Annotated in this window: 16 protein-coding genes and 1 pseudogene; 9 read left to right on the forward strand and 8 right to left on the reverse strand. The window is 71.9% G+C overall.

Annotation, left to right across the window (positions count from 1 at the left end; translation table 11 throughout):
- From LX83_RS25940 to LX83_RS25950, 3 genes are all read left to right on the forward strand, one after another.
- Positions 1 to 3198: HAMP domain-containing protein (locus tag LX83_RS25940; protein WP_253775925.1), on the forward strand; the 3198-nt coding region annotated here is incomplete at its 5' end.
- Between the two features lie 250 nt (positions 3199 to 3448).
- Positions 3449 to 5956 (forward strand): SpoIIE family protein phosphatase, encoded by a 2508-nt coding sequence (locus tag LX83_RS25945; RefSeq protein WP_253775927.1) that lies wholly within the window; start codon positions 3449 to 3451, stop codon positions 5954 to 5956.
- 615 nt (positions 5957 to 6571) lie between these two features.
- Complete coding sequence (locus LX83_RS25950; protein ID WP_253775929.1) at positions 6572 to 7309, forward strand: phosphotransferase family protein; 738 nt, start codon at positions 6572 to 6574, stop codon at positions 7307 to 7309.
- 360 nt (positions 7310 to 7669) lie between these two features.
- Here the strand turns inward: LX83_RS25950 and LX83_RS25955 are convergent, their stop codons facing one another.
- On the reverse strand, positions 7670 to 8068 hold the full coding sequence (locus tag LX83_RS25955) for a winged helix-turn-helix transcriptional regulator (RefSeq protein ID WP_253775931.1): 399 nt from the start codon (positions 8066 to 8068) through the stop codon (positions 7670 to 7672).
- A gap of 41 nt (positions 8069 to 8109) precedes the next feature.
- On the opposite strand from LX83_RS25955, the gene LX83_RS25960 reads away from it, so the two are divergent.
- On the forward strand, positions 8110 to 8760 hold the full coding sequence (locus tag LX83_RS25960) for an NADPH-dependent F420 reductase (protein WP_253775933.1): 651 nt from the start codon (positions 8110 to 8112) through the stop codon (positions 8758 to 8760).
- A 42-nt stretch (positions 8761 to 8802) separates the two neighbouring features.
- Here LX83_RS25960 and LX83_RS25965 read toward each other — a convergent pair whose 3' ends face one another.
- The 6 genes and pseudogenes from LX83_RS25965 to LX83_RS25990 all read right to left on the reverse strand — a co-directional run bounded on the left by LX83_RS25965 (position 8803) and on the right by LX83_RS25990 (position 13319).
- Entirely contained in the window at positions 8803 to 9831 is a 1029-nt protein-coding gene (locus tag LX83_RS25965; RefSeq protein ID WP_253775935.1) for a DNA polymerase IV, read from the reverse strand.
- Between the two features lie 62 nt (positions 9832 to 9893).
- Positions 9894 to 10685: an endonuclease I family protein gene (locus LX83_RS25970; RefSeq protein WP_407649673.1), complete on the reverse strand. Its 792-nt coding sequence runs from the start codon at positions 10683 to 10685 to the stop codon at positions 9894 to 9896.
- Between the two features lie 9 nt (positions 10686 to 10694).
- Positions 10695 to 11105 (reverse strand): annotated as a pseudogene (locus tag LX83_RS38050) (DUF6359 domain-containing protein); the annotation flags it as partial.
- Positions 11106 to 11337: 232 nt separating this feature from the next.
- Positions 11338 to 12105, reverse strand: coding sequence for a hypothetical protein (locus tag LX83_RS25980; RefSeq protein ID WP_407649674.1), 768 nt, complete (start codon positions 12103 to 12105; stop codon positions 11338 to 11340).
- Positions 12106 to 12253: 148 nt separating this feature from the next.
- Positions 12254 to 13042, reverse strand: coding sequence for a PP2C family protein-serine/threonine phosphatase (locus tag LX83_RS25985; RefSeq protein WP_253775939.1), 789 nt, complete (start codon positions 13040 to 13042; stop codon positions 12254 to 12256).
- 88 nt (positions 13043 to 13130) lie between these two features.
- On the reverse strand, positions 13131 to 13319 hold the full coding sequence (locus tag LX83_RS25990) for a hypothetical protein (protein WP_253775940.1): 189 nt from the start codon (positions 13317 to 13319) through the stop codon (positions 13131 to 13133).
- Positions 13320 to 13497: 178 nt separating this feature from the next.
- On the opposite strand from LX83_RS25990, the gene LX83_RS25995 reads away from it, so the two are divergent.
- From LX83_RS25995 to LX83_RS26010, 4 genes are all read left to right on the forward strand, one after another.
- Positions 13498 to 14910: a glycoside hydrolase family 16 protein gene (locus LX83_RS25995; protein WP_253775942.1), complete on the forward strand. Its 1413-nt coding sequence runs from the start codon at positions 13498 to 13500 to the stop codon at positions 14908 to 14910.
- Between the two features lie 106 nt (positions 14911 to 15016).
- Positions 15017 to 15919 carry a DUF72 domain-containing protein gene (locus LX83_RS26000; protein WP_253775944.1) on the forward strand — a complete coding sequence of 301 codons (903 nt, stop codon included), beginning with the start codon at positions 15017 to 15019 and terminating at the stop codon, positions 15917 to 15919.
- Between the two features lie 337 nt (positions 15920 to 16256).
- On the forward strand, positions 16257 to 16751 hold the full coding sequence (locus LX83_RS26005) for a DUF4262 domain-containing protein (RefSeq protein ID WP_253775946.1): 495 nt from the start codon (positions 16257 to 16259) through the stop codon (positions 16749 to 16751).
- Between the two features lie 287 nt (positions 16752 to 17038).
- A complete protein-coding gene (locus LX83_RS26010; protein ID WP_253775948.1) occupies positions 17039 to 20095 on the forward strand; it encodes an AAA family ATPase in 3057 nt (1018 codons plus the stop codon).
- A gap of 90 nt (positions 20096 to 20185) precedes the next feature.
- Here the strand turns inward: LX83_RS26010 and LX83_RS26015 are convergent, their stop codons facing one another.
- Positions 20186 to 20476 (reverse strand): hypothetical protein, encoded by a 291-nt coding sequence (locus tag LX83_RS26015; RefSeq protein ID WP_253775950.1) that lies wholly within the window; start codon positions 20474 to 20476, stop codon positions 20186 to 20188.
- On the opposite strand from LX83_RS26015, the gene LX83_RS26020 reads away from it, so the two are divergent.
- On the forward strand, positions 20465 to 20719 hold the full coding sequence (locus tag LX83_RS26020; RefSeq protein WP_253775952.1) for a DUF6461 domain-containing protein: 255 nt from the start codon (positions 20465 to 20467) through the stop codon (positions 20717 to 20719). The genes LX83_RS26015 and LX83_RS26020 overlap by 12 nt on opposite strands.
- Positions 20720 to 20729: the final 10 nt, after the last annotated feature.

Genomic DNA, 20729 nt, shown 5'->3' on the forward strand with positions numbered 1-20729 from the left:
GTGTCGGGCACGTGGAAGGACCTGACCGACAACGTCAACGTGATGGCCTCCAACCTGACCGGTCAGGTGCGCTCGATCGCGCAGGTGGCCACCGCGGTCGCCAGGGGCGACCTGTCGCAGCGGATCACCGTCGAGGCCAAGGGCGAGGTCGCCGCGCTGGCCAGCGTGATCAACACCATGGTGGACACCCTGTCGGCGTTCGCCGACGAGGTGACCAGAGTGGCCAGAGAGGTCGGCACCGAGGGCATCCTCGGTGGCCAGGCCCAGGTGCCCAACGTGGCCGGCACCTGGAAGGACCTGACCGACAACGTCAACTCGATGGCGAACAACCTCACCAACCAGGTCCGCAACATCGCGCAGGTGACCACCGCGGTCGCCCAGGGCGATCTCACCCGCAAGATCGACGTGGACGCGCGCGGCGAGATCCTCGAACTGAAGACCACCATCAACACCATGGTGGACACGCTGTCCGCGTTCGCCGCGGAGGTCACCAGAGTGGCCAGGGAGGTGGGCAGCGAGGGCCGGCTCGGCGGGCAGGCCGAGGTCGAGGGCGTGTCCGGGACCTGGAAGCGGCTGACCGAGAACGTCAACGAGCTGGCCGGCAACCTGACCAGGCAGGTCCGCGCCATCGCCAAGGTGGCCAGTGCGGTGGCCGAGGGCGACCTGACCCGCTCGATCACGGTGGAGGCCTCCGGCGAGGTCGCCGAGCTGAAGGACAACATCAACTTCATGGTGGCGTCGCTGCGCGAGACCACCAGGGCCAACGAGGAGCAGGACTGGCTGAAGTCCAACCTGGCGGTCATCTCCGACCTGATGCAGGGTCGGCGCGACCTGGTGGAGGTCGCCGGCCTGGTGATGGACGAGCTGGCCCCGCTGGTCTCCGCCCAGTACGGCGCGTTCTACCTGAGCGAGGACGGCGTCGACGGCACCGAGCTGCGGCTGATCGGCTCCTACGGCTACCCGGACAGCACCGCCGCCGGCACCCGGCCCACCCGGTTCCGGCTGGGTGAGTCCCTGGTCGGCCAGGTGGCCCGCAGCCGGCGCGCGATCGAGGTGGACGACGTGCCCGCCGGGTACGTGAGCGTGACCTCCGGGCTCGGCCAGACCTCCCCGGTCAGCCTGGTGGTGCTGCCGATCGTGGTCGAGGAGCAGGTGCTCGGGGTGATCGAGCTGGCCTCGGTGCACCGGTTCACGCCCGTCCAGCGGGACTTCCTCACCCAGGTGATGGTGACGATCGGCGTGAACATCAACACCATCGTCACCAACGCCCGCACCGACCAGCTGCTGGGCGAGTCGCAGCGGCTGACCGCCGAACTGCAGGCCCGCTCCGAGGAGCTGCAGGTCCGCCAGGAGGAGTTGCAGCGCTCCAACGCCGAACTCGAGGAGAAGGCCGCGCTGCTGGCCAGGCAGAACCACGACATCGAGACCAAGAACCTGGAGATCGAGCAGGCCCGCCAGGAGTTGGAGACCAGGGCCCAGCAGCTGGCGCTGACCTCCAAGTACAAGTCGGAGTTCCTGGCCAACATGAGCCACGAGCTGCGCACCCCGCTGAACAGCCTGCTCATCCTGGCGCAGCTGCTGGCGCAGAACCCCAGCCGCAACCTCACCCCCAAGCAGGTCGAGTACGCCAGCATCATCCACTCGGCCGGCTCGGACCTGTTGCAGCTGATCAACGACATCCTCGACCTGTCCAAGGTCGAGGCGGGCAAGATGGACATCAACCCCGAGCGGGTGCCGCTGCGCCAGCTGCTGGACTACGTCGAGGCCACCTTCCGGCCGGTGACCACGCAGAAGAGCCTCGGGTTCCGCATCACCACCCTGCCCGGCCTGCCGGTCGACCTGTTCACCGACGACTCCCGGCTGCGCCAGATCCTGCGCAACCTGCTGTCCAACGCGGTGAAGTTCACCGAGACGGGCAGCGTGGAGCTGCGCATCGAGCCGGCCGGTCCGACAGAGCTGCCCACCTCGGTGCGCCGGCACGGCGCGGCCATCGCGCTGCGGGTGATCGACACCGGCATCGGCATCGACGAGGACCAGCTGGAGAGCATCTTCGGCGCGTTCCAGCAGGCCGACGGCACCACCAGCCGCAAGTACGGCGGCACCGGGCTGGGGCTGTCGATCAGCCGGGAGATCGCCTACCTGCTCGGCGGCGAGATCACCGTGTCCAGCAGCGTGGGCAAGGGCAGCGTGTTCACGCTGTACCTGCCGGTGGCCCGGCCCGGCTTCGAGGAGCTGGCCACCGGCCTGCCCCCGGCCGAGGCCGCCGCGGCCGAGATCAGCACGTCCGGCAACGGCACGGCCGGGCTGGCCGCGGCCAAGGCGCTGACGCCCCAGCCGCGCCGGCTGCTGGTGATCGAGGAACGGCCCCGCGGCCTGCTGTCGCTGGTCGCCGAGAGCGCCGTCGCCGACCTCGGCGACAGCCGCGACCTGGGCAGCTCCCGGGGGGTGGAGGCGGTCACCGCGGTCAGCGCCGAGGAGGCGGCGGCCGCGCTCGCGGCCCAGCCCTGCCACTGCGTGGTGCTGCAACTGGACATGGCCGACGGGGCCGCGCTGCGGTTCCTGGAGGCGTTGGACGGTGACTCCGCGCTGAGCGGCATCCCGGTGCTGGCGCACAACAACCGGCGGCTGGCCCCGGAGTGGGAGCGCAGCCTGCAGTCGCGCGCCCAGAGCCAGCCGCTGGAACTCATCTCCAGCCTGGACGAGCTGCGCGAGCGGATCGCCCTGCACCTGACCGCGGAGCAGCCGGGCGACGTGCTGCCGCTGGTGCGCGCGCAGGACACCAGGGACCAGGGCGGCCAGGAGGTGGACGACCAACTGGCCGGGCGCACCGTGCTGATCGTCGACGACGACGCGCGCAACGTCTTCGCGCTGACCAGCATGCTGGAGCTGCACGGGGTGCAGGTGCTGCACGCCGAGAACGGCCGGGAGGGCATTGACGCGCTGGTCAGCCACCCCGAGATCGACCTGGTGCTGATGGACGTGATGATGCCGGAGATGGACGGCTACACCGCGACCGCGGCGATCCGGGCGATGCCGAACTACGCCAAGCTGCCGATCATCACGGTGACCGCCAAGGCGATGCCGGGCGACGGGGAGAAGAGCCTGGCCTCCGGCGCCAACGACTACGTCACCAAGCCGGTCGACGCGCACGACCTCGTCCGCCGCATCCAGCACTGGCTGGGAACGGAGGGCACGTGAGGGTCGCGGGCGACACCGGCGGTTGGGTGGTCCCCGGGCTGGGTAGTCACCTAGGGATTCCGGGCTGGGGGATTCCAGGCCGGGAGGTCTCAGGCTGGCGCACCACAGGTGACGGGCGAAGGAGCTGCGGAGTGCACACGACCACACGCCACGGCGGGGCCGCGGGCCAACAGCGGCCAGCGACACCACCGCGCGGCCACGGCCCGGCCGTGGCCGCCCGCCACCCAGGGGCAGGCCGATAGTGTCTGTTGTGGACGGTCAGCTGAGCCAGGTGCCCGATCCGGAGGCCACCGACCCGACCGCGACCGCGCCGGCACCGGCCGAGCGGGACCTCGCCGACCTGGAGAGCAGTCTGGAGACCGGCCTGACCGCCGCCCGCGCGGAGGCGGGGCCGGAGCACAGCCTCGGCCGGCTGGCCGCGACCGTGGCCCGGCTGCGCCAGGAGGTGCGGGAGGCGCACGCCGCCGCGGACGGGCGCGCCCTGGTCGAGATGGCCAAGGGGGTGCTGGTGGAGCGGCTGCACTGCGGCCCGGCCGAGGCGGCCCGCCAGCTCACCGTGCTGGCCGAGCGGGCCGGCGTGCCGCAGCTGGAACTGGCCGCGGAGATCATCAACCAGGCGTCCAGGGACCGGCTCAGCGAGGCCGCGCGCGACTTCCTGGAGCAGGCGGCGATGGGCGGCGCGGAGGTGGGTGGCCCCGGCCGCGACACCGCGGACCGCGCCGTGGCGGTGCGGCTGCGCACCGCCGAGAGCAGCGCGCTGGCCGCCAGCGACACGCAGTCCGTGGCCGAGTCCCTGCTGGAGCACGCGCTCGCCCCGCTCGGCGCGGTCGGCGTCGCCGTGTGGGCGGCCGGCGCGGACGGTTCGCTGACCCTGGCCGGCTTCGCCGGGTTCACCCCGGAGGACGGCGCGCGGTGGCACCACGTCCCGCCCGGTGTGGCCACCCCGGCGCGGCGGGCGCTGATCGAGCGCGGCGCCCAGTGGTTCACCTCCCTGGCCGTGTCCGGGCTGCCCTCGATCGGCCAGCGGGAGATCCCGGAGGGTGGCCGGGTGGTGGTGCCGGCCGGCACCGGCGGCCGGGTGCTCGGCGTGCTGGAGATCGCCTGGCCACAGCCGCTGGACCCGCAGCCGCCCGCGGTCCAGCGCCAGGTCGAGGCGCTGGCCGAGCTGTGCGCGCACACCCTGGAGACCACCCGGCCCAGTGCCGCGTCCGGCCTGCCGCCCACCGCCCAGCCGGGCGTGGACCCCACCCTGTCCGAGCTGGTCGACCTCGCCGACGGCCTGCTCGACTCGGCCCTGGTGCTGCGGCCCCACCTGGACGTCCACGGCCGGCTGGTGGACTTCCGCATCCACCACACCAACATCCACTTCGTCGACCCGGCCGGCCGGCCGCGCGGCGCGGTCACCGGCGCGCTGCTGCTGGAGGCGTACCCGATGGCGGGCGGCGACAGCGGCCTGCTGGCCAAGATCGAGCACGTGCACGCCACCGGGGAAAGCTTCCGCACCGAGCGGATGGCGCTCACCGCCCTGGTCGACCAGGTGCCGCTGACCGCGGCGGCCGGCGTGAGCATCACCCGGCACGGCGAGAACGTGCTGCTGATCTGGCGGGTGCAGGACGAGGCCGCGCGCGTGGCGAACCTGCTGCAGCACGCCCAGCGGCTGGGCCGGATAGGTGGGTTCGAGGAGAACCTGGTCACCGGCCAGATCACCTGGAACAGCCAGCTGTTCACCCTCTACGGCCTGGCCGCCACCGAGGCGCCGATCCCGCTGACCCGGCTGCCCGCGCACGCCCACCCGGACGACGCCGACACCATCGGCCGGTTCCTGCGCGCGCTGCTGCACCACCGCCGCCCCACCTCGGCGGCCTTCCGGTTACAGCGTCCGGACGGCGTGGCCCGCTACATCCGGGTCATCGCCGAACCCGTGCTGGCCGACGACGGCCGACTGGTCGCGGTGCGCGGCGCCTACCAGGACATCTCCGCCCAGCACTGGACCGAGGTGGCCCTGGCCGCCACCCGCGACCAGCTCGCCCAGACCGAGCAGCAGGCCGCCGAACGCAACCGCCTGGCCCTGCAGCTGCAGCGCGCGATCATGCCGCCCAGCCAGGGGCCGATGGAGGTGGACGGGCTGCGCATCGCCGTGCGCTACCGCCCGGCCGAGACCGAGCACCTGGTCGGCGGCGACTGGTACGACGTGATGGTGCTGCCCTCGCGGGAGATCCTGCTGTCCGTGGGCGACATCGCCGGACACGGCATCGACGCGGCCACCGACATGGTGGTGCTGCGCAACGCGCTGCGCGGCCTCGCCGCCACCGGCGCCGGCCCGGCCCAGCTGCTGACCTGGCTCAACCTCGTCGCCAACCACCTCACCGAACGGGTCATCGCCACCGGGATCTGCGCCCTGTACAACCCGAGGACCCGCGTGCTGCGCTGGGCCCGCGCCGGCCACCTGCCGCCCATCCTGGTCCGCGGCCAACGGGCCACCAGCCTGCCGCTGGTGAAGGGCCTGCTGCTGGGCGCGGTACCCGAGGCCAGCTACGAGGAGGGCCGGCTGCGCCTGGAACCGGACGACCTGCTGCTGATGTACACCGACGGCCTGATCGAACGCCGCGACCGCTCCCTGGAGGACTCCCTGCACCAGCTGATGTCGATGGCCGAACGCACCACCGCCGGCCTGGACCAGCGCCTGGACCACCTGCTCACCCACAGCGACGCCGACACCGACGACGACACCTGCCTGGTAGGCATCCAGGCCCGCTGACACGTACGGATTCGGCGCGCCTGCCCTGGTTCCGGTGTAGGGGTTTGTGTCCAACCAGAACGGGGTGAGCGCGCCTGCCCTGTTCGCGCGTGCTGGGGTTGGGGCCCCTGCCCCGGGTTCGCCGTACCGGGGTGTGTCCAACCCGAACTGGTTCAGCGAACTGCAGGTTCGGCGCGCGCCTGCCCTGTTCGCACGTGGCGGGTTTGGGGCCCCTGCCCCGGAATCGCCGTACCGGGGTGTGTCCAACCCCAGCTGGTTCAGCGAACTGCAGGTTCGGCGCCCCGGATTGTAGGTCGCGGCGAGTAGGTGCCAGCTCAGCCCGGTCGCGACCTGCAATGCGGGTTTTCTAGCCGAACATGTCGGTTCGCGTTAAGGATGAGGTGCGCGGCGATCAATCAGCGCACGGCGATCTGGCTCTGGGCCACAGGCGCAATCGCCCCGTGGCTGGCCCCGAAACTTCGGCCGATCAACCTGGGGGCGCAGCGAAGCTCACCCGAACTGGTGTTGGCCGCGCTGACAGATCCGGCGAGCACTGATCAGCCCTCACTCCGGCAGACCGTTCGCCCGCGATAAACCCGGCGACGTCAACGGTCATCCCCGGGATACTTCTCGCCCGTGGATGAGGTCAAAGTCGTCGTCGCCCATTCGGAGCGCGCGACCCTGCGCGTCGGCGACGTGTTCCTGAAGGTGGATGCGGATCAGGCGCGCATCGACGTCGAGGTCGAGGCGATGGCCCTGGCGCCGGTACCGACCCCGAAGGTCCTGTGGCGCAAGCCGTCCGTGCTCGCGATCGCCGCGGTCCCGGGGACGGTGCTCGGCCGCCTCGGCGAGCCGTCGACCGCGTCCCCAGCGGCGTGGGCCGCCGCGGGTGCCGCCATCCGGAAGCTGCACGACGCGCCGTTGCCGCCGTGGCCCGGCCGGCGCCTTGACGAATTGGTCGCGGAACTCGACGGTGAGTGCGAGTGGCTCGTGGCGAACGGCGTCCTGCCCGCCGACCTGGTCACCCGCAACCGCCAGGTAGCCGAGGCCGCGCTCAGGCCGTGGACTCCGGTGTTCACGCACGGCGACCTGCAGATCGCTCACGTGTTCGTCGACGGCGACGAGATCACGGGCATCATCGACTGGTCTGAGGCGAGCCAGGGTGATGCCCTGTACGACCTCGCCACCCTGACGCTCGGACACGAGGAGCACCTCGGCGACGTCGTCGCCGGCTATGGCACCGACGTCGACCTCGACGTGATCCGCGCGTGGTGGTCGTTGCGAAGCCTGCTGGGCGTTCGCTGGCTGGCCGAGCACGGCTTCGACCCGACCGCGCCGGGCTGTGAAGTGGACGTGCTGAGATCCCGGATGTGAGGGCTGATCAGTGTTCGCCGGATCTGTCAGCGCGGTCAACACCAGTTCGGGTGAGCTTCGCTGCGCCCCCGGGTTGATCGGCCGAAGTTTCGCGATCACGCACGGGGCGATTGCGCCTGTGGCCCAGAGCGGGAACGCCGTCCGTTGACCGATCGCCGCGCACCTCGTCTGTAACGCGAACCGCATGTTCGGCTAGAAAACCCGCATTGCAGGTCGCGACCGGGCTGAGTTGGCACCTACTCGCCGCGACCTACAATCCGGGGCGCCGAACCTGCAGTTCGCTGAACCAGCACTGGCTGGACACAAACCCGTACACCGAAACCGGGGCAGGGGCACACAACCTGCTCGTGGGGCCGGGTCTCAAGAGTGGGTGTCGGGGGGAGCTGCTGCGGCCAGTAGGTCGGCTTGTTCCTGGGCGGCCATGACCTCGTCGCCGTGGTCGTGTGCCCACTGGCCGAGCAGTTCGAGTGGGGCGAGCAGGCCGCGGCCGAGTGGGGTCAGCTCGTAGTGGCCGGCCCGGTGGGCCAGCAGGCCGTTGTACTCCAGCCGGCGCAGGGTTTCGGTCAGCACCTTCGCGCTGATGCCGCCGATGCGCGCGCGGAGTTCGCCGTGGCGGGTCGGGCCGGGGCGCAGTGCCCACAGCACCACGCCGTTCCAGGTGTTGGCCAGCAGGTCCAGGGCGAGCCGGGTGCGGCAGTCGGCGAGCGGCTCCCGGTCGGGAACCGTTTGGTAACCACCGCGCTGCCTAGCATCGTTCACGCGGTCATCAAATCATTCCCAGGCACAGCAAGGAAAACACGATGCGAATCGGCATTCTCGGCAGTGGTGGCATGGCGGACGCGCTCGGCGGCCAGTGGGTGCGGCACGGCCACGAGGTGGTGGTCGGCGGGCGCGACACCGGGCGGGCCGCGGCGCTGGCCGGGCGGATCGGCGCGTCCGCCGGCACGCTGGCCCAGGCCGCGGCGTTCGGCGAGGTCGTGCTGGTCGCCGTGCCGCACGACGCGGTGCCCTCGGTGCTGGCCGAGGTGCTGCGCGCGGACAGCGCAGCGCTGCGCGGCCGGGTCGTGGTGGACTGCACGAACCCGGTGGTGCCGCCGGGGTTCACCCTGGCCACCCCCGGGCGGTCGGTGGCGGCGGGCATTGCCGAGCAGGCGGCGGGCGCGCGCGTGGTCAAGGGGTTCAACCTGTGCCACGTGGACGTGTGGCGGATGACCCCGCCGGTGTTCGGCGGCCGGCCGCTGTCCGTGCCGCTGTGCGGGGACGACGCCGACGCGGTCGAGACGGTGGCGGCACTGGTTCGCGACCTGGGGTGCCACCCGGTCAACGGTGGCGGTCTGGACCGGGCCGGCCTGCTGGAGGCGACGGCGGCGTTCGTGATCGGCCTGTGGTTCGCGGGTGAGGACGCGCAGGCCATCCTCACGCCGCTGGAGTTCGCCGGGCAACCCGGCTGATCGGTCCACAGTGGACCACGACGGCCGAGCGTCCACACTGGATCATGCGGCGCGGGCGAAGTCGGCGCGCACGCCGAGCAGCCGCACCGGGCGGTGCTCGGTGAACCGGTCCAGCGCGGCCAGGGCGGCCTGCTCGATCACGCTCGCCTCGGCGCTGGGGGCGGTCAGGGCCTGGCCGTGGGTGCGCGTGGTGAACGGCGCGTAGCGCACCTTCACCACCACCCGGACCGCGGGCAGGTGCTCGGCGCGCACGTCCACGGCGACCCGGCGGGCCAGCTGCCCGACCTCCTGCCGGATCAGCTCCCAGTCGTCGAGGTCGCGCTGGTAGGTGGTCTCCCGGCTGCGCGAGCGCGCCCTGGCCGGCGTGGCCAGCACCGGGGTGCTGTCCTGGCCGCGGGCCACGCGCACCAGCCACGGCCCGGTGGCCGGCCCGAACCGCTCGGCCAGCCGCGCCGGGTCGGCGGCGGCCAGCTCGCACACGGTGGTGATGCCCGCCTCGGCGAGGCGCTTGGCGGTCCTGGCGCCGATCCCCCACAGCGCGCTGGTGGGTTTGTCGCCGAGCACCGCGAACCAGTTCTGGTCGGTCAGCCGGAACACGCCGGCGGGCTTGCCGAAGCCGGTGGCCAGTTTGGCCTGCACCTTGTTCTGGCCGATGCCCACGCTGCAGTCCAGGTCGGTCACGGCACGCACCCGGCGGCGGATCCGGTGGGCCAGCGCCTCCGGGTCGGCGGTGGTCACGCCCAGGAACGCCTCGTCCCAGCCGAGCACCTCGACGACCGCGTCGAACTCCCGCAGCACGGCCATCACCTCGGCCGAGGCGGCCTCGTAGGCGGGCCGGTCGACCGGCAGGAACACCGCGTCCGGGCAGCGGCGCGCGGCCGTGCGCAGGGGCAGGCCGGAGTGCACCCCGAACTCGCGGGCCGGGTACGAGGCGGTGGCGACCACGCCCCGCTTGGTCGGGTCGCCGTCGCCGCCGACCACGACCGGCCGGTCCCGCAGTTCCGGGCGGCGCAGCAGCTCGACCGCGGCGATGAACTGGTCGAGGTCGACGTGCAGTACCCAGCGGGCCACCCGGTCATTCTCACCCCGGTGGGCGCCGGGCGCGCGGTCGTGCCGCTGCCCGCCGGCCGGCGTCAGTTCCAGATCGCGTTGACCCATTCGGGGTGGTCGATGAACGGGTTGCGGTTGTGCTGGTAGTCGTCGTAGATCACCTGGTTGCGCCGCTGCTCGAAGGCGTCCGGCGGGTCCTCGGCGTTCCAGGCCAGCAGCACGGACAGCCGACCGAGGTAGGGGTTGCTGCCGTTGTTGACGCTGTTGTTGACCTCCAGGTCGGGGAAGCCGTCGTCACCCTCGTAGCGCACGGCCATGTAGAAGATCATCCGGGCGATGTCACCCTTGACCGCGTCGCGCGGTTCCCAGGAGTCGGCGTCGGTGTAGTTGCCCGGTGCCTCGCTCACCGCGGAGCCGCCCTCGTCGAAGTCCTTGTTGCCGCGCTCGGCGTTGACCGACACGTCCTCGGGCCGCAGGTGGTGCACGTCGGTGCCGGGGCCGGTGGCGGTGCCGAAGTCACCGTGCGACTTGGCCCAGACGTGTTCGCGGTTCCAGTCGTTGACGCCGCCGCCGTTGCTGGACTTGCTCTGCGAGCGTCCGCTGTAGAGCAGGATCACGTTGGCCGGGTTGTTCGGGTCCTCGTCGGTGTCCTTGAGCGCGTCCCACACCTGGCTGTAGGACAGTTTGGTGTTGGTGCTGATGATCCGGTGCAGCTCGGTCTTCAGCGCGGTGCCGGTCCTGCCGACGGCGGTGCGGTAGTAGGTGCCGTCGTAGTCACCGGGCGTGGTGGGCGGTGTCGTCGTGGGTGGTGTAGTGGTGGGTGGTGTCGTCGTCGGCGGTGTCGTGGTCGGCGGCTGGGTGCCCCCGCTGACCAGGGCGAACGCCGTCGGCGAGGTGAGGCCGGCGTGCGCGAAGTAGGCGCCGAGCTTGCCGGTGACGTCCAGTTGACGGCCCAGGTTGCCGGGGTTGCTCCGCAGCCCGTACGCGCTGCGGAACGACGAGGTGATCTGCACGTAGAGCATGCGCGCGGTGTTGGTCTCACCCGGCGAGTCGGCCAGCGCGAGCGCGTAGTCGGTGGGGAAGTTCGAGGTGACCACGGTGGTGGTGGCGGTGGGTTGGCCGACCACGTAGCCGCGCACCGTGGCCGAGGCGCCGGTCTGCTGGCTGATGGCCTGGGCGACGGTGAGCGGGCTGGCGGCGAGCGCGCTGGTCGGCGCCTGGACCAGCACCACCGCGGTGACCGCGGCGAACAGCAGGGCCACCGGTGTCCACCAGGCGGCGCGGGTGAGACGCACGGGCAGGTCCTCTCCTCAGGGCCACGCCACCCGCACAGCAGCGACGGAGCGTAGCTAACGGTTCACGATCGGGGGAAGACTGCCACGCAGTTGACCACTTTGGAGTGAATTTCCTGAGGCAATTAGGTGACGCTCTCTACCAGGAGCAGCAGTTCGCGTGCGTCCGATTGTCGGCAACGACGTCGGGCCCCGCCCGGTGCGACACCGGACGGGGCCCGAACGGGTGGCGTGCTCAGTGGTTGATCTTGAACCAGGGCTGCGCCCAGCCCAGGTAGGTCGCGCCCCACTGGGACTTGATCTCGGCGATCGTCGTCTCGGTGTAGGTGCCGTTGCCGTGGATGTCGTTGGACAGGAACTTGCCGCCACCGATGGAGATCATGGTGTGGCCGGACCCGCCGTTGCTGAAGAACGCCAGCCCACCGGCGGGCACCTCGTAGCTGCCCGGGTACTTGTAGCTGGACGGGATTTGCGTCCAGTGCTTGTAGGCGGTCTCCGAGCCGCTGGCGCTCCAGCCGTACGCCCAGGCGTTGATCCGGTCGCACCAGCGGTAGTAGTCGCCGTTGTAGTTGGTGTGCACGTGCTCCTTGGCCCAGGCCACGGCCTGCGCGCAGGTCCTCGGGTTGCCCAGACCGGTGGTCGAGCAGGCCGTCGGGGTGTCGCCGCCGCCGTCACCGGTGCAGTCCGGCGCCACCCGGCCGTCCGCCCCGGTGTAGACGTAGGTGTCGGTGATGTAGCCGCCCAGCGCCGGCACGTAGTCCCACAGGTCGCTGGTGCCGTACTTCCCGGTGACCGTCTCCCCGATCGCCTGGCACTCGATGCTGACGACGGTGCCGTTCGGGGCGCTGCCCACCGCGGTCGCGCTGGTGCTCGGCGTGGCGCGGACGGTCACCGCGACACCGGAGTCCGTGCGCACGGTGCCGGTCGCCGCCGCCCACGCCTGGTTGGCGCCGACCAGCGTGACCGCCGCCGTCGCCAGGAACGTCACCAGGACCTGTCTCATCCGCTTCGGCCGCAGCCGCATGGTTGTGTCCTCCTGTCCCCAGTCCCCTCGCGGGGTGTGCGGACAGGATGGTCAGCGCGGGTACAAGCGGTGTACAAGACCGCGGGTACAGGCGGGATACAACGCCTGGTCACCGCGGCCGCGGCGGTCAGGCGGCGGCCAGCAGCACCAGGTCGCTGGGGCCGCCGACCGCGGGTCCGGGTGACTCCCGGTCCCGGTCCACGGCCGTGGGCGGCCAGCAGATCGCCTCCTCCACCAGCATGGCCGAGGCGTTGTCCGCGCCCTCGGCCGCGGCGGCGGCCACCAGCCGGGTGACGCGCTGCTCGACCGTGCCGGACCGGGACAGCAGCGCCGCCATCCGCTGGTCGGTCAGCACCTTGTGCACGCCGTCGGTGGTGAGCAGCAGCCCGTGCGGCAACCGCACCTGGTTCCAGCCGATCTGGGCCACGTCGGTGGTGCGCACCGAGTTGGTGACCACGTGCTCCCAGCGCGGCGCCGGCACCTCACCGTGGTCGCGCAGGTACTGGGCCATGGTCTGGTCGCTGGTGAGCCTGGTCAGCCGGCCGCCGTCCCACCGGTAGGCCCGGCAGTCCCCGACCCACGCCAGCCGGTAGCCCCGGCTGGTGCGGTCGGCGAAGGGCGTGGCCACCACCAGCACGCAGTCGCCGGCGTCCGCGGGCAGGCCGCGCTGCGCGGCCAGCACCGCCGCGAGCGGCCCGGACACCACGGCGCTGCGCACGGCCGTGTCCACCGCGGCGCGCGCCGCTCTGGCCGCCTGAGCCGTGTCGCCGATCCCGTCGGCCACCGCGAACGCCTCGACCTGACTGGCCGGATCGCGGTAGCTCGCCACGGCGTCGGCGTTGACCTTGCGGGAGACCACCCGGGTGGCGCTGGCCCAGCACGAGCCGACCCGCAGCGTGGAAAACTCCTGTGGCATCACGTTCCCCTTCCCCGACTTCCCCTGACCGGCGCGCTCACCGCGACCCGCGCCCGGCCCCTCGGCCAGCCGGTCCGCCCGCGCGCCCTCAGTTGATCACCAGTAAGGACGCGCACCGGCGGCCGAGGTTCTGCCGCGCGGCTGTGGTGTGGCCAAGAAACAGCTGAGAATTCGATGAGCCACCCGATCCGGTGTCCCGGGTCACGCCGAAGGTGGTGCGGGGTGCCGGGCCGCCGCCGTGGCGCGCGAGCCGGCGTCCGGCGGCCAGCCGCGCCATGCGCGACCACCAGCCGAGAGTGACCGCGCCGACACAAAGCGCGACCGCTCCCCGCGCCAGTGACCTGGTCTGCCCGAACAACCAGGTCGATTGGTTCGAACGCACCCTTGGAACCCGGTGGTGAGAGCGCTCTCATAGTGGGCAAGCGGAGTTCTGCTCGCGCCAAGGAGGCCACGACATGGAAACTCCCCCGCCCCGCCCGAGCCACCGGCGGCTGCTCGCCGTCGGCTCGGCCCTGCTGTCCGCCGCCGCCCTGGTCGGCGCCGCGGTGTTCTCGGCCAACGCCGCGGAGGCACCGGCGGTCGCACCGCTGGCCGTCCCCGCCCCGCCCGCCGGGTTCAACCTGGTGTGGAGCGACGACTTCACCGGCGCCGCCGGCAGCCGGCTGGACAGCTCCAAGTGGCTCTACGACATCGGCACCAGCTATCCGGGCGGCGCCCCGAACTGGGGCACGGGTGAGATCGAGCGGATGACCGACAGCACGGCCAACGTCTACCAGGACGGGGCCGGCCGGCTGGCGATCAAGCCGATCCGGGACGCGGCCGGCAACTGGACGTCGGGCCGGGTGGAGACCCAGCGGACCGACTTCCAGCCGCCCGCGGGCGGCAAGCTGCGCATCGAGTCCTCGATCCAGCTGCCCAACGTCACCGGGGCGCAGGCGCAGGGCATCTGGCCGGCGTTCTGGGCGCTGGGCGCGCCGTTCCGCGGCGTCTACACGAACTGGCCCAGCGTCGGCGAGATCGACGTGATGGAGAACGTCAACGGCGCCAACCAGGTGTGGGGAACGCTCCACTGTGGAGTGAGCCCGGGTGGACCGTGCAACGAGACCACCGGACTGGGCGGCAGCCGGGTGATGGGCTCGCCCTCGCTGCAGCAGGCGTTCCACACCTACGCGGTGGAGTGGGACCGCGGCGTCTCCCCCGAGCAGCTGCGCTGGTACGTGGACGGCGTCCAGTACCACGCGGTCAGCGCCAACCAGGTCGACGCGACCACCTGGGCCAACGCCACCAACCACGGGTTCTTCGTCATCCTCAACGTGGCCATCGGCGGCGGCTGGCCGGGCATGCCGACCTCGGCGACCGCCTCGGGCGTGCCCATGCTGGTCGACTACGTCGCCGTGTACAGCACGGCTGGCGGCACCCAGCCGACCACGACCACCCCGGGCAACCCCGGTGGCGGCGTCGACGCCTACGGCACCATCCAGGCGGAGAGCCCGGCCGAGTCGGGCAACGTGACCACGGGTGGCGCCAGCGACACCGGCGGCGGCCAGGCGCTGACCCAGGTCGGCAACGGTGGCTGGGCCCGGTACAACAAGGTCAACTTCGGGTCCACCGCGGCCACCCAGTTCGTCGGCCGGGTCGCCTCCGGCGCCGCGACCGGGGTCAGCGGGCTGGTCGAGGTGCGGCTGGACAGCCGGACGGCCACCCCGATCGGCAGCTTCGCCATCGCCAGCACGGGTGGCTGGCAGACGTGGAAGTCGGTGCCGGCCAACATCAGCGGGGTCACCGGCACCCACGACGTCTACCTGACCTTCACCAGCGGTCAGCCGGCGGCCTTCGTCAGCCTCAACTGGTTCACCTTCGGCCGCTGAGCCGGGCCGGCACCACCCGACTCCGTGCCCACCAGCGGCGCTGCCCCGTTCCGGTGACCTGATCCGCCCGGGTTTCCCAAGATCCCGTTCCGGGTAGATCACCGCCATGACCGGCGATCACGGCGAGGTGCTGGTGGGCACGGCGGGCTGGACCGACCGCTCGCTGCTGTCCACCCGCTGGTACCCGCCCGGGGTGCGCACCCCGGAGGCGCGGCTGCGCCACTACGCCGAGCGCTTCCCGCTGGTGGAGGTCAACTCCACCTACTACGGCCTGCCCAGCACGCGCAACGCGCTGGCCTGGGTGGACCGCACCCCGCCGGGCTTCGTCTTCAACGTCAAGGCGTTCAGCCTGCTCACCCACCACCCCACCCCGACCAGCGCGCTCCCGGCCGACCTGCGGCCGGACCGCGAGGTCCCGGTGTACCAGCGCGACCTGCCGTCCGAGGCGGTGGACGCGGTGTGGCAGCGCTTCCTCGGCGCGCTGGAGCCGCTGTGGCTCGCCGACCGGCTGGGCCTGGTGCTGTTCCAGTTCCCGCCGTGGTTCCGGCCGGGCGAGCGCACCCGCGACTACCTGCTGCACTGCCAGCGGCGCTGCGCGCCGGCGCGGATCTGCGTGGAGTTCCGGCACGGCTCGTGGCTGGACGCGGCGCACGCCGAGCAGACGCTGACCTTCCTGGCCCGCCACGACATCCCGTTCGTGTGCGTGGACATGCCCCAGGGCCACCCCGACTCGGTGCCGCCGCTGCTGATCGCCACCTCGGACGTGGCCGTGCTGCGCCTGCACGGCCAGAGTCCACAGTGGACGAGCAAGGACAAGGCGGAGCGCTACCGCTACCGGTACTCCGCCGACGAACTGGCCGGGTGGGCCGACCGGGTGCGGGCGCTGGCCGACACGGCCGAGCAGACCCACGTGGTGTTCAACAACTGCTACCGCGACGACGCACACACCAATGCCGCCGCGTTCCAGGCACTGCTGGCGCCCGCCAGCACCGACTCGTCCACGGGCTGACCGGCCTCGCGCGGACCGGACTCGCGCTGACCGGACTCGGGTGGGCTGGCCCCGGGCTGACCGGCCCCGGGTGAGGCTGGTCCCGGGCTGACCCTGACCGGTCCCGGGATGACCGGCCTCGCGCTGGCTGGATCCGGGCCGGCGGGTCGCGGACCGGCCGACCCGGGGCCGGCCCCGCCGCGCCGCCCCCGCCCCACCCCGCCGGCAATCCTTTTCGAAGTCACTCTTTCGAGTGAGCGTCTCTCCCGATTCCGTTCCAACCCGCCCAATCTGTCAGTGCCGGGGGTTAGCGTCGGAACCAGCCAAACCCAAACCCCCAAACCCGTGGGAGACACCCATGACCGGCCACGCGCCCATCGACCATTCCGACGACCACTTCCATTCCGCCGTGCCGAATGCGCGCGCCGGCTCCGACTGGACGGTCCAGCTCGTCCCCGCCGAGCACGACGACGAGCCGCCCTACGCGTACACGGTGGGCCTGAGCGTGTTCCGCCGCCACCCGGAGCTGTTGACAGTGGGCCTGTCCGAGCAGGCCGCCAGGACCGTGCTCAACGCCCTCGGCGCGCGGGTGCGCAGCGGCGAGCGGCTCGCCGCCGGCCAGATCATCCAGGACGAACGCGCTGGTCGGCCCTGGGCGATCACCCCGGTCCCGGAGTCGGCGTCGGTGGCGCTGCTGCCGTTGGCCAACGTGTGCCACCGCCCGCCTGGCGGGCCGCCCGTGCCCGCGCTGCAGGTGGTGTGGAGCGACGCGGACTGGCGCTTCCCCTGGGACGACGGCTACCGCGAGCCCATCCACGTGCAGCCCGTTCTCGCCCCGCCGATCGTCGAGTGAATGCGCGCGCCGGTCCCGGAATGCGCCCGGTTATGCCGTTCCCCGGGATTCCGTCACACAATGTCCGACCCCGTCCCGCAATAGCCGCCGAAAGCGATTCGTGCTATTCAACCGATCCCCAATCGATTCAGCGGAACAGCGAGGTTTTCCGTCATGTTGATCAGCACACCAGGCCGGCCGCCCCGACCCGGTGACCGGCCCCACGGCCACCACCGGGCCCGTCACGTTGATCGGCACTGCGGCGCTCCCTAGAGTCTGCACGCAGTTGACTGGGAGGTCGTTACGTCGTGGCGGAGTTACGCGTCTCAACCCACAAGTCCGCCCCGTACCGGACAATCGCCGATGCGCTGCACGCCGCGCAGACCGGGGACGTGCTGCTGGTCGAGCCCGGCGAGTACCACGAGGCACTGGCGCTGACCCAGTTCGTCAGCCTGAAGGCGGCGGAGGGCCCCGGCACGGTTCGGGTGATCAGCACGGGCACCACCCTGCACGTGCACGCCTCGCGCGAGGCGCCGATCATCCGCGGGCTGACCTTCGTCGGTGGTGGCGGCGACAGCGGCGAGGCCGCGACCGTCGGGGTGACCAGCGGTGGCCTGATCCTGGAGGACAGCGAGATCCAGTCGGCCACCTCGGTGGCCGTGTTCGTGCAGGGCGCGGAGGCGCGGCTGCGCCGGTGCCGGGTGCGGGCCGGCAGCCACGCCATCTTCTACCGCGACGCCCAGGGTCTGATCGAGAAGTGCCAGGTCACCAGCCCGGGCGCGGTCGGCCTGGTGGTGGAGGGCTCCCGGCTCAACGCCACGGAGTGCACCATCGAGTCGCCGGGCAAGTACGGCGTGCTGTTCGACCGGGCCAGCTCCGGCACCCTCGACCACTGCGCGATCACCGACTCCGCCGACACCGGGATCGCCGTGATCGGCGGCTCCCACCCGCACATCCGCAACTGCTCGGTCACCGGTGCCGGTGGCAACGCCGTGGTGATCAGCGCGGCCGGCGGCCAGTTCGAGCGGTGCGACCTGAGCCGGTCGCAGCTGCCCCTGGTGGGTGTGCGCGACGGCGCCAAGCCCACGTTCATCGGCTGCCGGCTCAGCGAGGCCGACGCCGCCCTGGTGGTCAAGGAGGCCGGCGGCACCTACACCGACCTGATCGTCACCGACATGCGCGGCACGTTCGCCGCGGTCGAGGTGATCGGCAACAGCCAGCCCACGCTGGCCGGGGTGAGCGTGGAGCGGGCCGCCGGCGACGGCATCAGCCTGCAGGGCGCCGGCGGCAAGTACACCGGCTGCACGGTCGAGGACGCCACCGGCAACGGCATCCGGATCATCCAGAACAGCCAGGTCACCGTGACCAAGGCGGAGATCCGCCGGTGCGGCACGGGCATCCGGCTGGACAACTCCTCGGCCGAGCTGTCCCGCTGCGTGGTGCGCGACAACCACGGCGACGGCATCGTGCTGGCCAAGCCCAGGGACGTGGTGCTGGACCGGTGCGACTCCAACCGCAACGGCGGCGCCAACCTGCGCGGCGCCGAGCTGCCCGGGGTGCGCCGCACCGGCGCGACCGTGGTCAAGCCGCCGGTGGCGCCCGCGCCCACCCCGGCGATGGTCGCGGCCGACCCGCCGCCCAGGCACGGCCGGCGCGAGGACGCCCAGCCGCCCGCGGAGATCGTGGAGGGCTCCTCCCCCGCGGTCGCCGAACTCAACGCGCTGGTCGGGCTGGCCTCGGTCAAGGAGGAGATCAGGATGCTGATCTCCCGGATGCGCTTCGCCAGGGAGGCGGCCAAGGCCGGCCGGCCGGTCCGGCTGGACAAGCAGCACCTGGTGTTCGCCGGTCCGGCCGGCACCGGCAAGACCACGGTGGCGCGGCTGTTCGCCCGGATCGCGGCCGAGCACGGCTTCATCGAGAAGGCCGAGGTCGTGGAGGTGTCCCGGCACACCCTGGTCGGCGAGAACATCGGCTCGGCCACCGAGCGCACGCTGCGGGCGTTCGACACGGCCAGCGGCGGCGTGCTGTTCATCGACGAGGCGTACTCCCTGGCCCCCACCGACGAGGGCGACCGCGACTTCGGCCGGGAAGTGATCAACAACCTGGTCAAGCTGATGGAGGACCGGCGCGACGAGGTGCTGGTGATCGCGGCCGGCTACACCGGGCAGATGGAGCGCTTCCTGGACAGCAACCCGGGTCTGCGCGACCGGTTCTCCCGCACCATCACCTTCCCCAGCTACACCCCGGCCGAACTGGTGCGGATCGTCGAGAAGCTGGCCGTGGACCACGGGTTCCGGTTCGGCAAGGACACCGACCAGGCGCTGGCCGAGTTCTTCGGCAGGCAGGCGCGGCGCGCGGCGTTCGGCAACGGCCGGCTGGCCCGCAACGTGTTCGAGTCCATGCGCGACGAGCTGATCAAGCGCGTGACCACCGCGCCGAAGGCCACGAAGACCAACCCGGACGCCCTGGTCACGCTGCTGCCGCAGGACATCAGCCCGCAGCTGGGCCGGCCGCAGCTGGCCATGGGGCTGAACCGGCGACAGGACAGCGACCAGCTCACCGGTCTGCTCGACCAGTTGCACGGCATGATCGGCCTGGACGAGGTCAAGCGCGAGGTGCACCGGCTGATCAGCCGCATCCGGGTGAGCAAGCGCCGCGAGGCCGCCGGCCTGGCCACCCCGCCGCTGGCCGGGCACCTGGTGTTCGCCGGTCCGCCCGGCACCGGCAAGACCACGGTGGCGCGGCTGCTCGGCGAGGTGCTGGCGGCGCTGGGCGTGCTGGCCCAGGGCCAGTTCGTGGAGGCGTCCAGGGACACCCTGGTCGGCCAGTGGATCGGGCACACCGCGCAGCGGACCAAGGACGCGTTCGAGCAGGCCAAGGGTGGGGTGCTGTTCATCGACGAGGCCTACGCGCTGGCCCCGTCCGACGACGGCGACCGCGACTTCGGCCGCGAGGTGATCAACACCCTGGTCAAGCTGATGGAGGACCACCGCGACGAGGTCCTGGTGATCGCGGCCGGCTACACCGACCAGATGGACCGGTTCCTGGACAGCAACCCGGGCCTGCGCGACCGGTTCTCCCGCACCATCACCTTCGCCAACTACAGCCCGGCCGAGCTGGTGCAGATCATCGCCAAGTCCGCCGCCGACCAGGACTACGAGGTCAGCCCGGCCGCGCTGACCCTGCTGACCACGCGCTACGAGGCGTTCCCGCGCACCGACACCTTCGGCAACGCCCGCCACGCCCGCAAAACCCTGGACCTGATGATCGACCGCCACGCCCACCGCCTGGACGGCGTCCTCGAACCCACCCTGACCGACCTCAAACTCCTCGGCGTCGACGACGTCCCCGACACCCTCCCCTGACCCCCATCCCCACCGCTCCGCGCGAGTCGACTTTGCAAACCCCCCGAGTTGACACTTCACGCAGGCCCAAACGGGTGACGCCCGCCCCAATCAGGCCCCGTTCGCCCCGTGGTCCGACTCACCGTCAGGGTCGTCGCCCGGCTCCACCGTCCACTTCGGAGCACCGCCGGCCGCCCACAGCAGCCGCAGCTCCCGCCGCCGCCCCCAGCGGTCCATGATCTGCTGAACCGAGGTGTACACGCAGAGCGCGCCGCTCCGCTGCCGCCGCACGATCACCTGGTCCCGCGTAGCCACCCCGAGGCCCCACAACCACGCGTCCTGTCGGTCCGGCGCCACCTCGTAGAACTGCTGTGCGGGTTCGAGCCCGGGATGGAAACGCATCGCACTGGTGCGACACCGGACGCACTGCTCGACCACATGAACGCCGTGGGGATGCGCACCGACACACCCGAGGCCGCTCCCGCGCCCCTCGCGGCACCACTCGAACTGGCCGAACGGCTCACCGGGGTCACGGCCGACCGGGCACTGGTGCTCGATGCCGCCTGGCCCGCGGGTTTCGTGCGCCTGCGCCGGCGCAGGCCGGGGGGCCAGCAGGGAGCGGGAATCAACCAGATGCAGGGATGACAAATATTGC

This window comes from Goodfellowiella coeruleoviolacea (assembly GCF_024171785.1).
Classification (GTDB): domain Bacteria; phylum Actinomycetota; class Actinomycetes; order Mycobacteriales; family Pseudonocardiaceae; genus Goodfellowiella; species Goodfellowiella coeruleoviolacea.

What these genes read in the sequence shown, in the direction of transcription:
- LX83_RS25960 (WP_253775933.1), top strand. Translation starts at nt 8,110, where the DNA reads ATGCGAATCGGCATTCTCGGCAGTGGTGGCATGGCGGACGCGCTCGGC.
- LX83_RS25980 (WP_407649674.1), bottom strand. Translation starts at nt 12,105, where the DNA reads ATGAGACAGGTCCTGGTGACGTTCCTGGCGACGGCGGCGGTCACGCTG.
- LX83_RS25985 (WP_253775939.1), bottom strand. Translation starts at nt 13,042, where the DNA reads ATGCCACAGGAGTTTTCCACGCTGCGGGTCGGCTCGTGCTGGGCCAGC.
- LX83_RS25990 (WP_253775940.1), bottom strand. Translation starts at nt 13,319, where the DNA reads ATGGCGCGGCTGGCCGCCGGACGCCGGCTCGCGCGCCACGGCGGCGGC.
- LX83_RS25995 (WP_253775942.1), top strand. Translation starts at nt 13,498, where the DNA reads ATGGAAACTCCCCCGCCCCGCCCGAGCCACCGGCGGCTGCTCGCCGTC.
- LX83_RS26000 (WP_253775944.1), top strand. Translation starts at nt 15,017, where the DNA reads ATGACCGGCGATCACGGCGAGGTGCTGGTGGGCACGGCGGGCTGGACC.
- LX83_RS26005 (WP_253775946.1), top strand. Translation starts at nt 16,257, where the DNA reads ATGACCGGCCACGCGCCCATCGACCATTCCGACGACCACTTCCATTCC.
- LX83_RS26020 (WP_253775952.1), top strand. Translation starts at nt 20,465, where the DNA reads ATGGAAACGCATCGCACTGGTGCGACACCGGACGCACTGCTCGACCAC.
- LX83_RS26015 (WP_253775950.1), bottom strand. Translation starts at nt 20,476, where the DNA reads ATGCGTTTCCATCCCGGGCTCGAACCCGCACAGCAGTTCTACGAGGTG.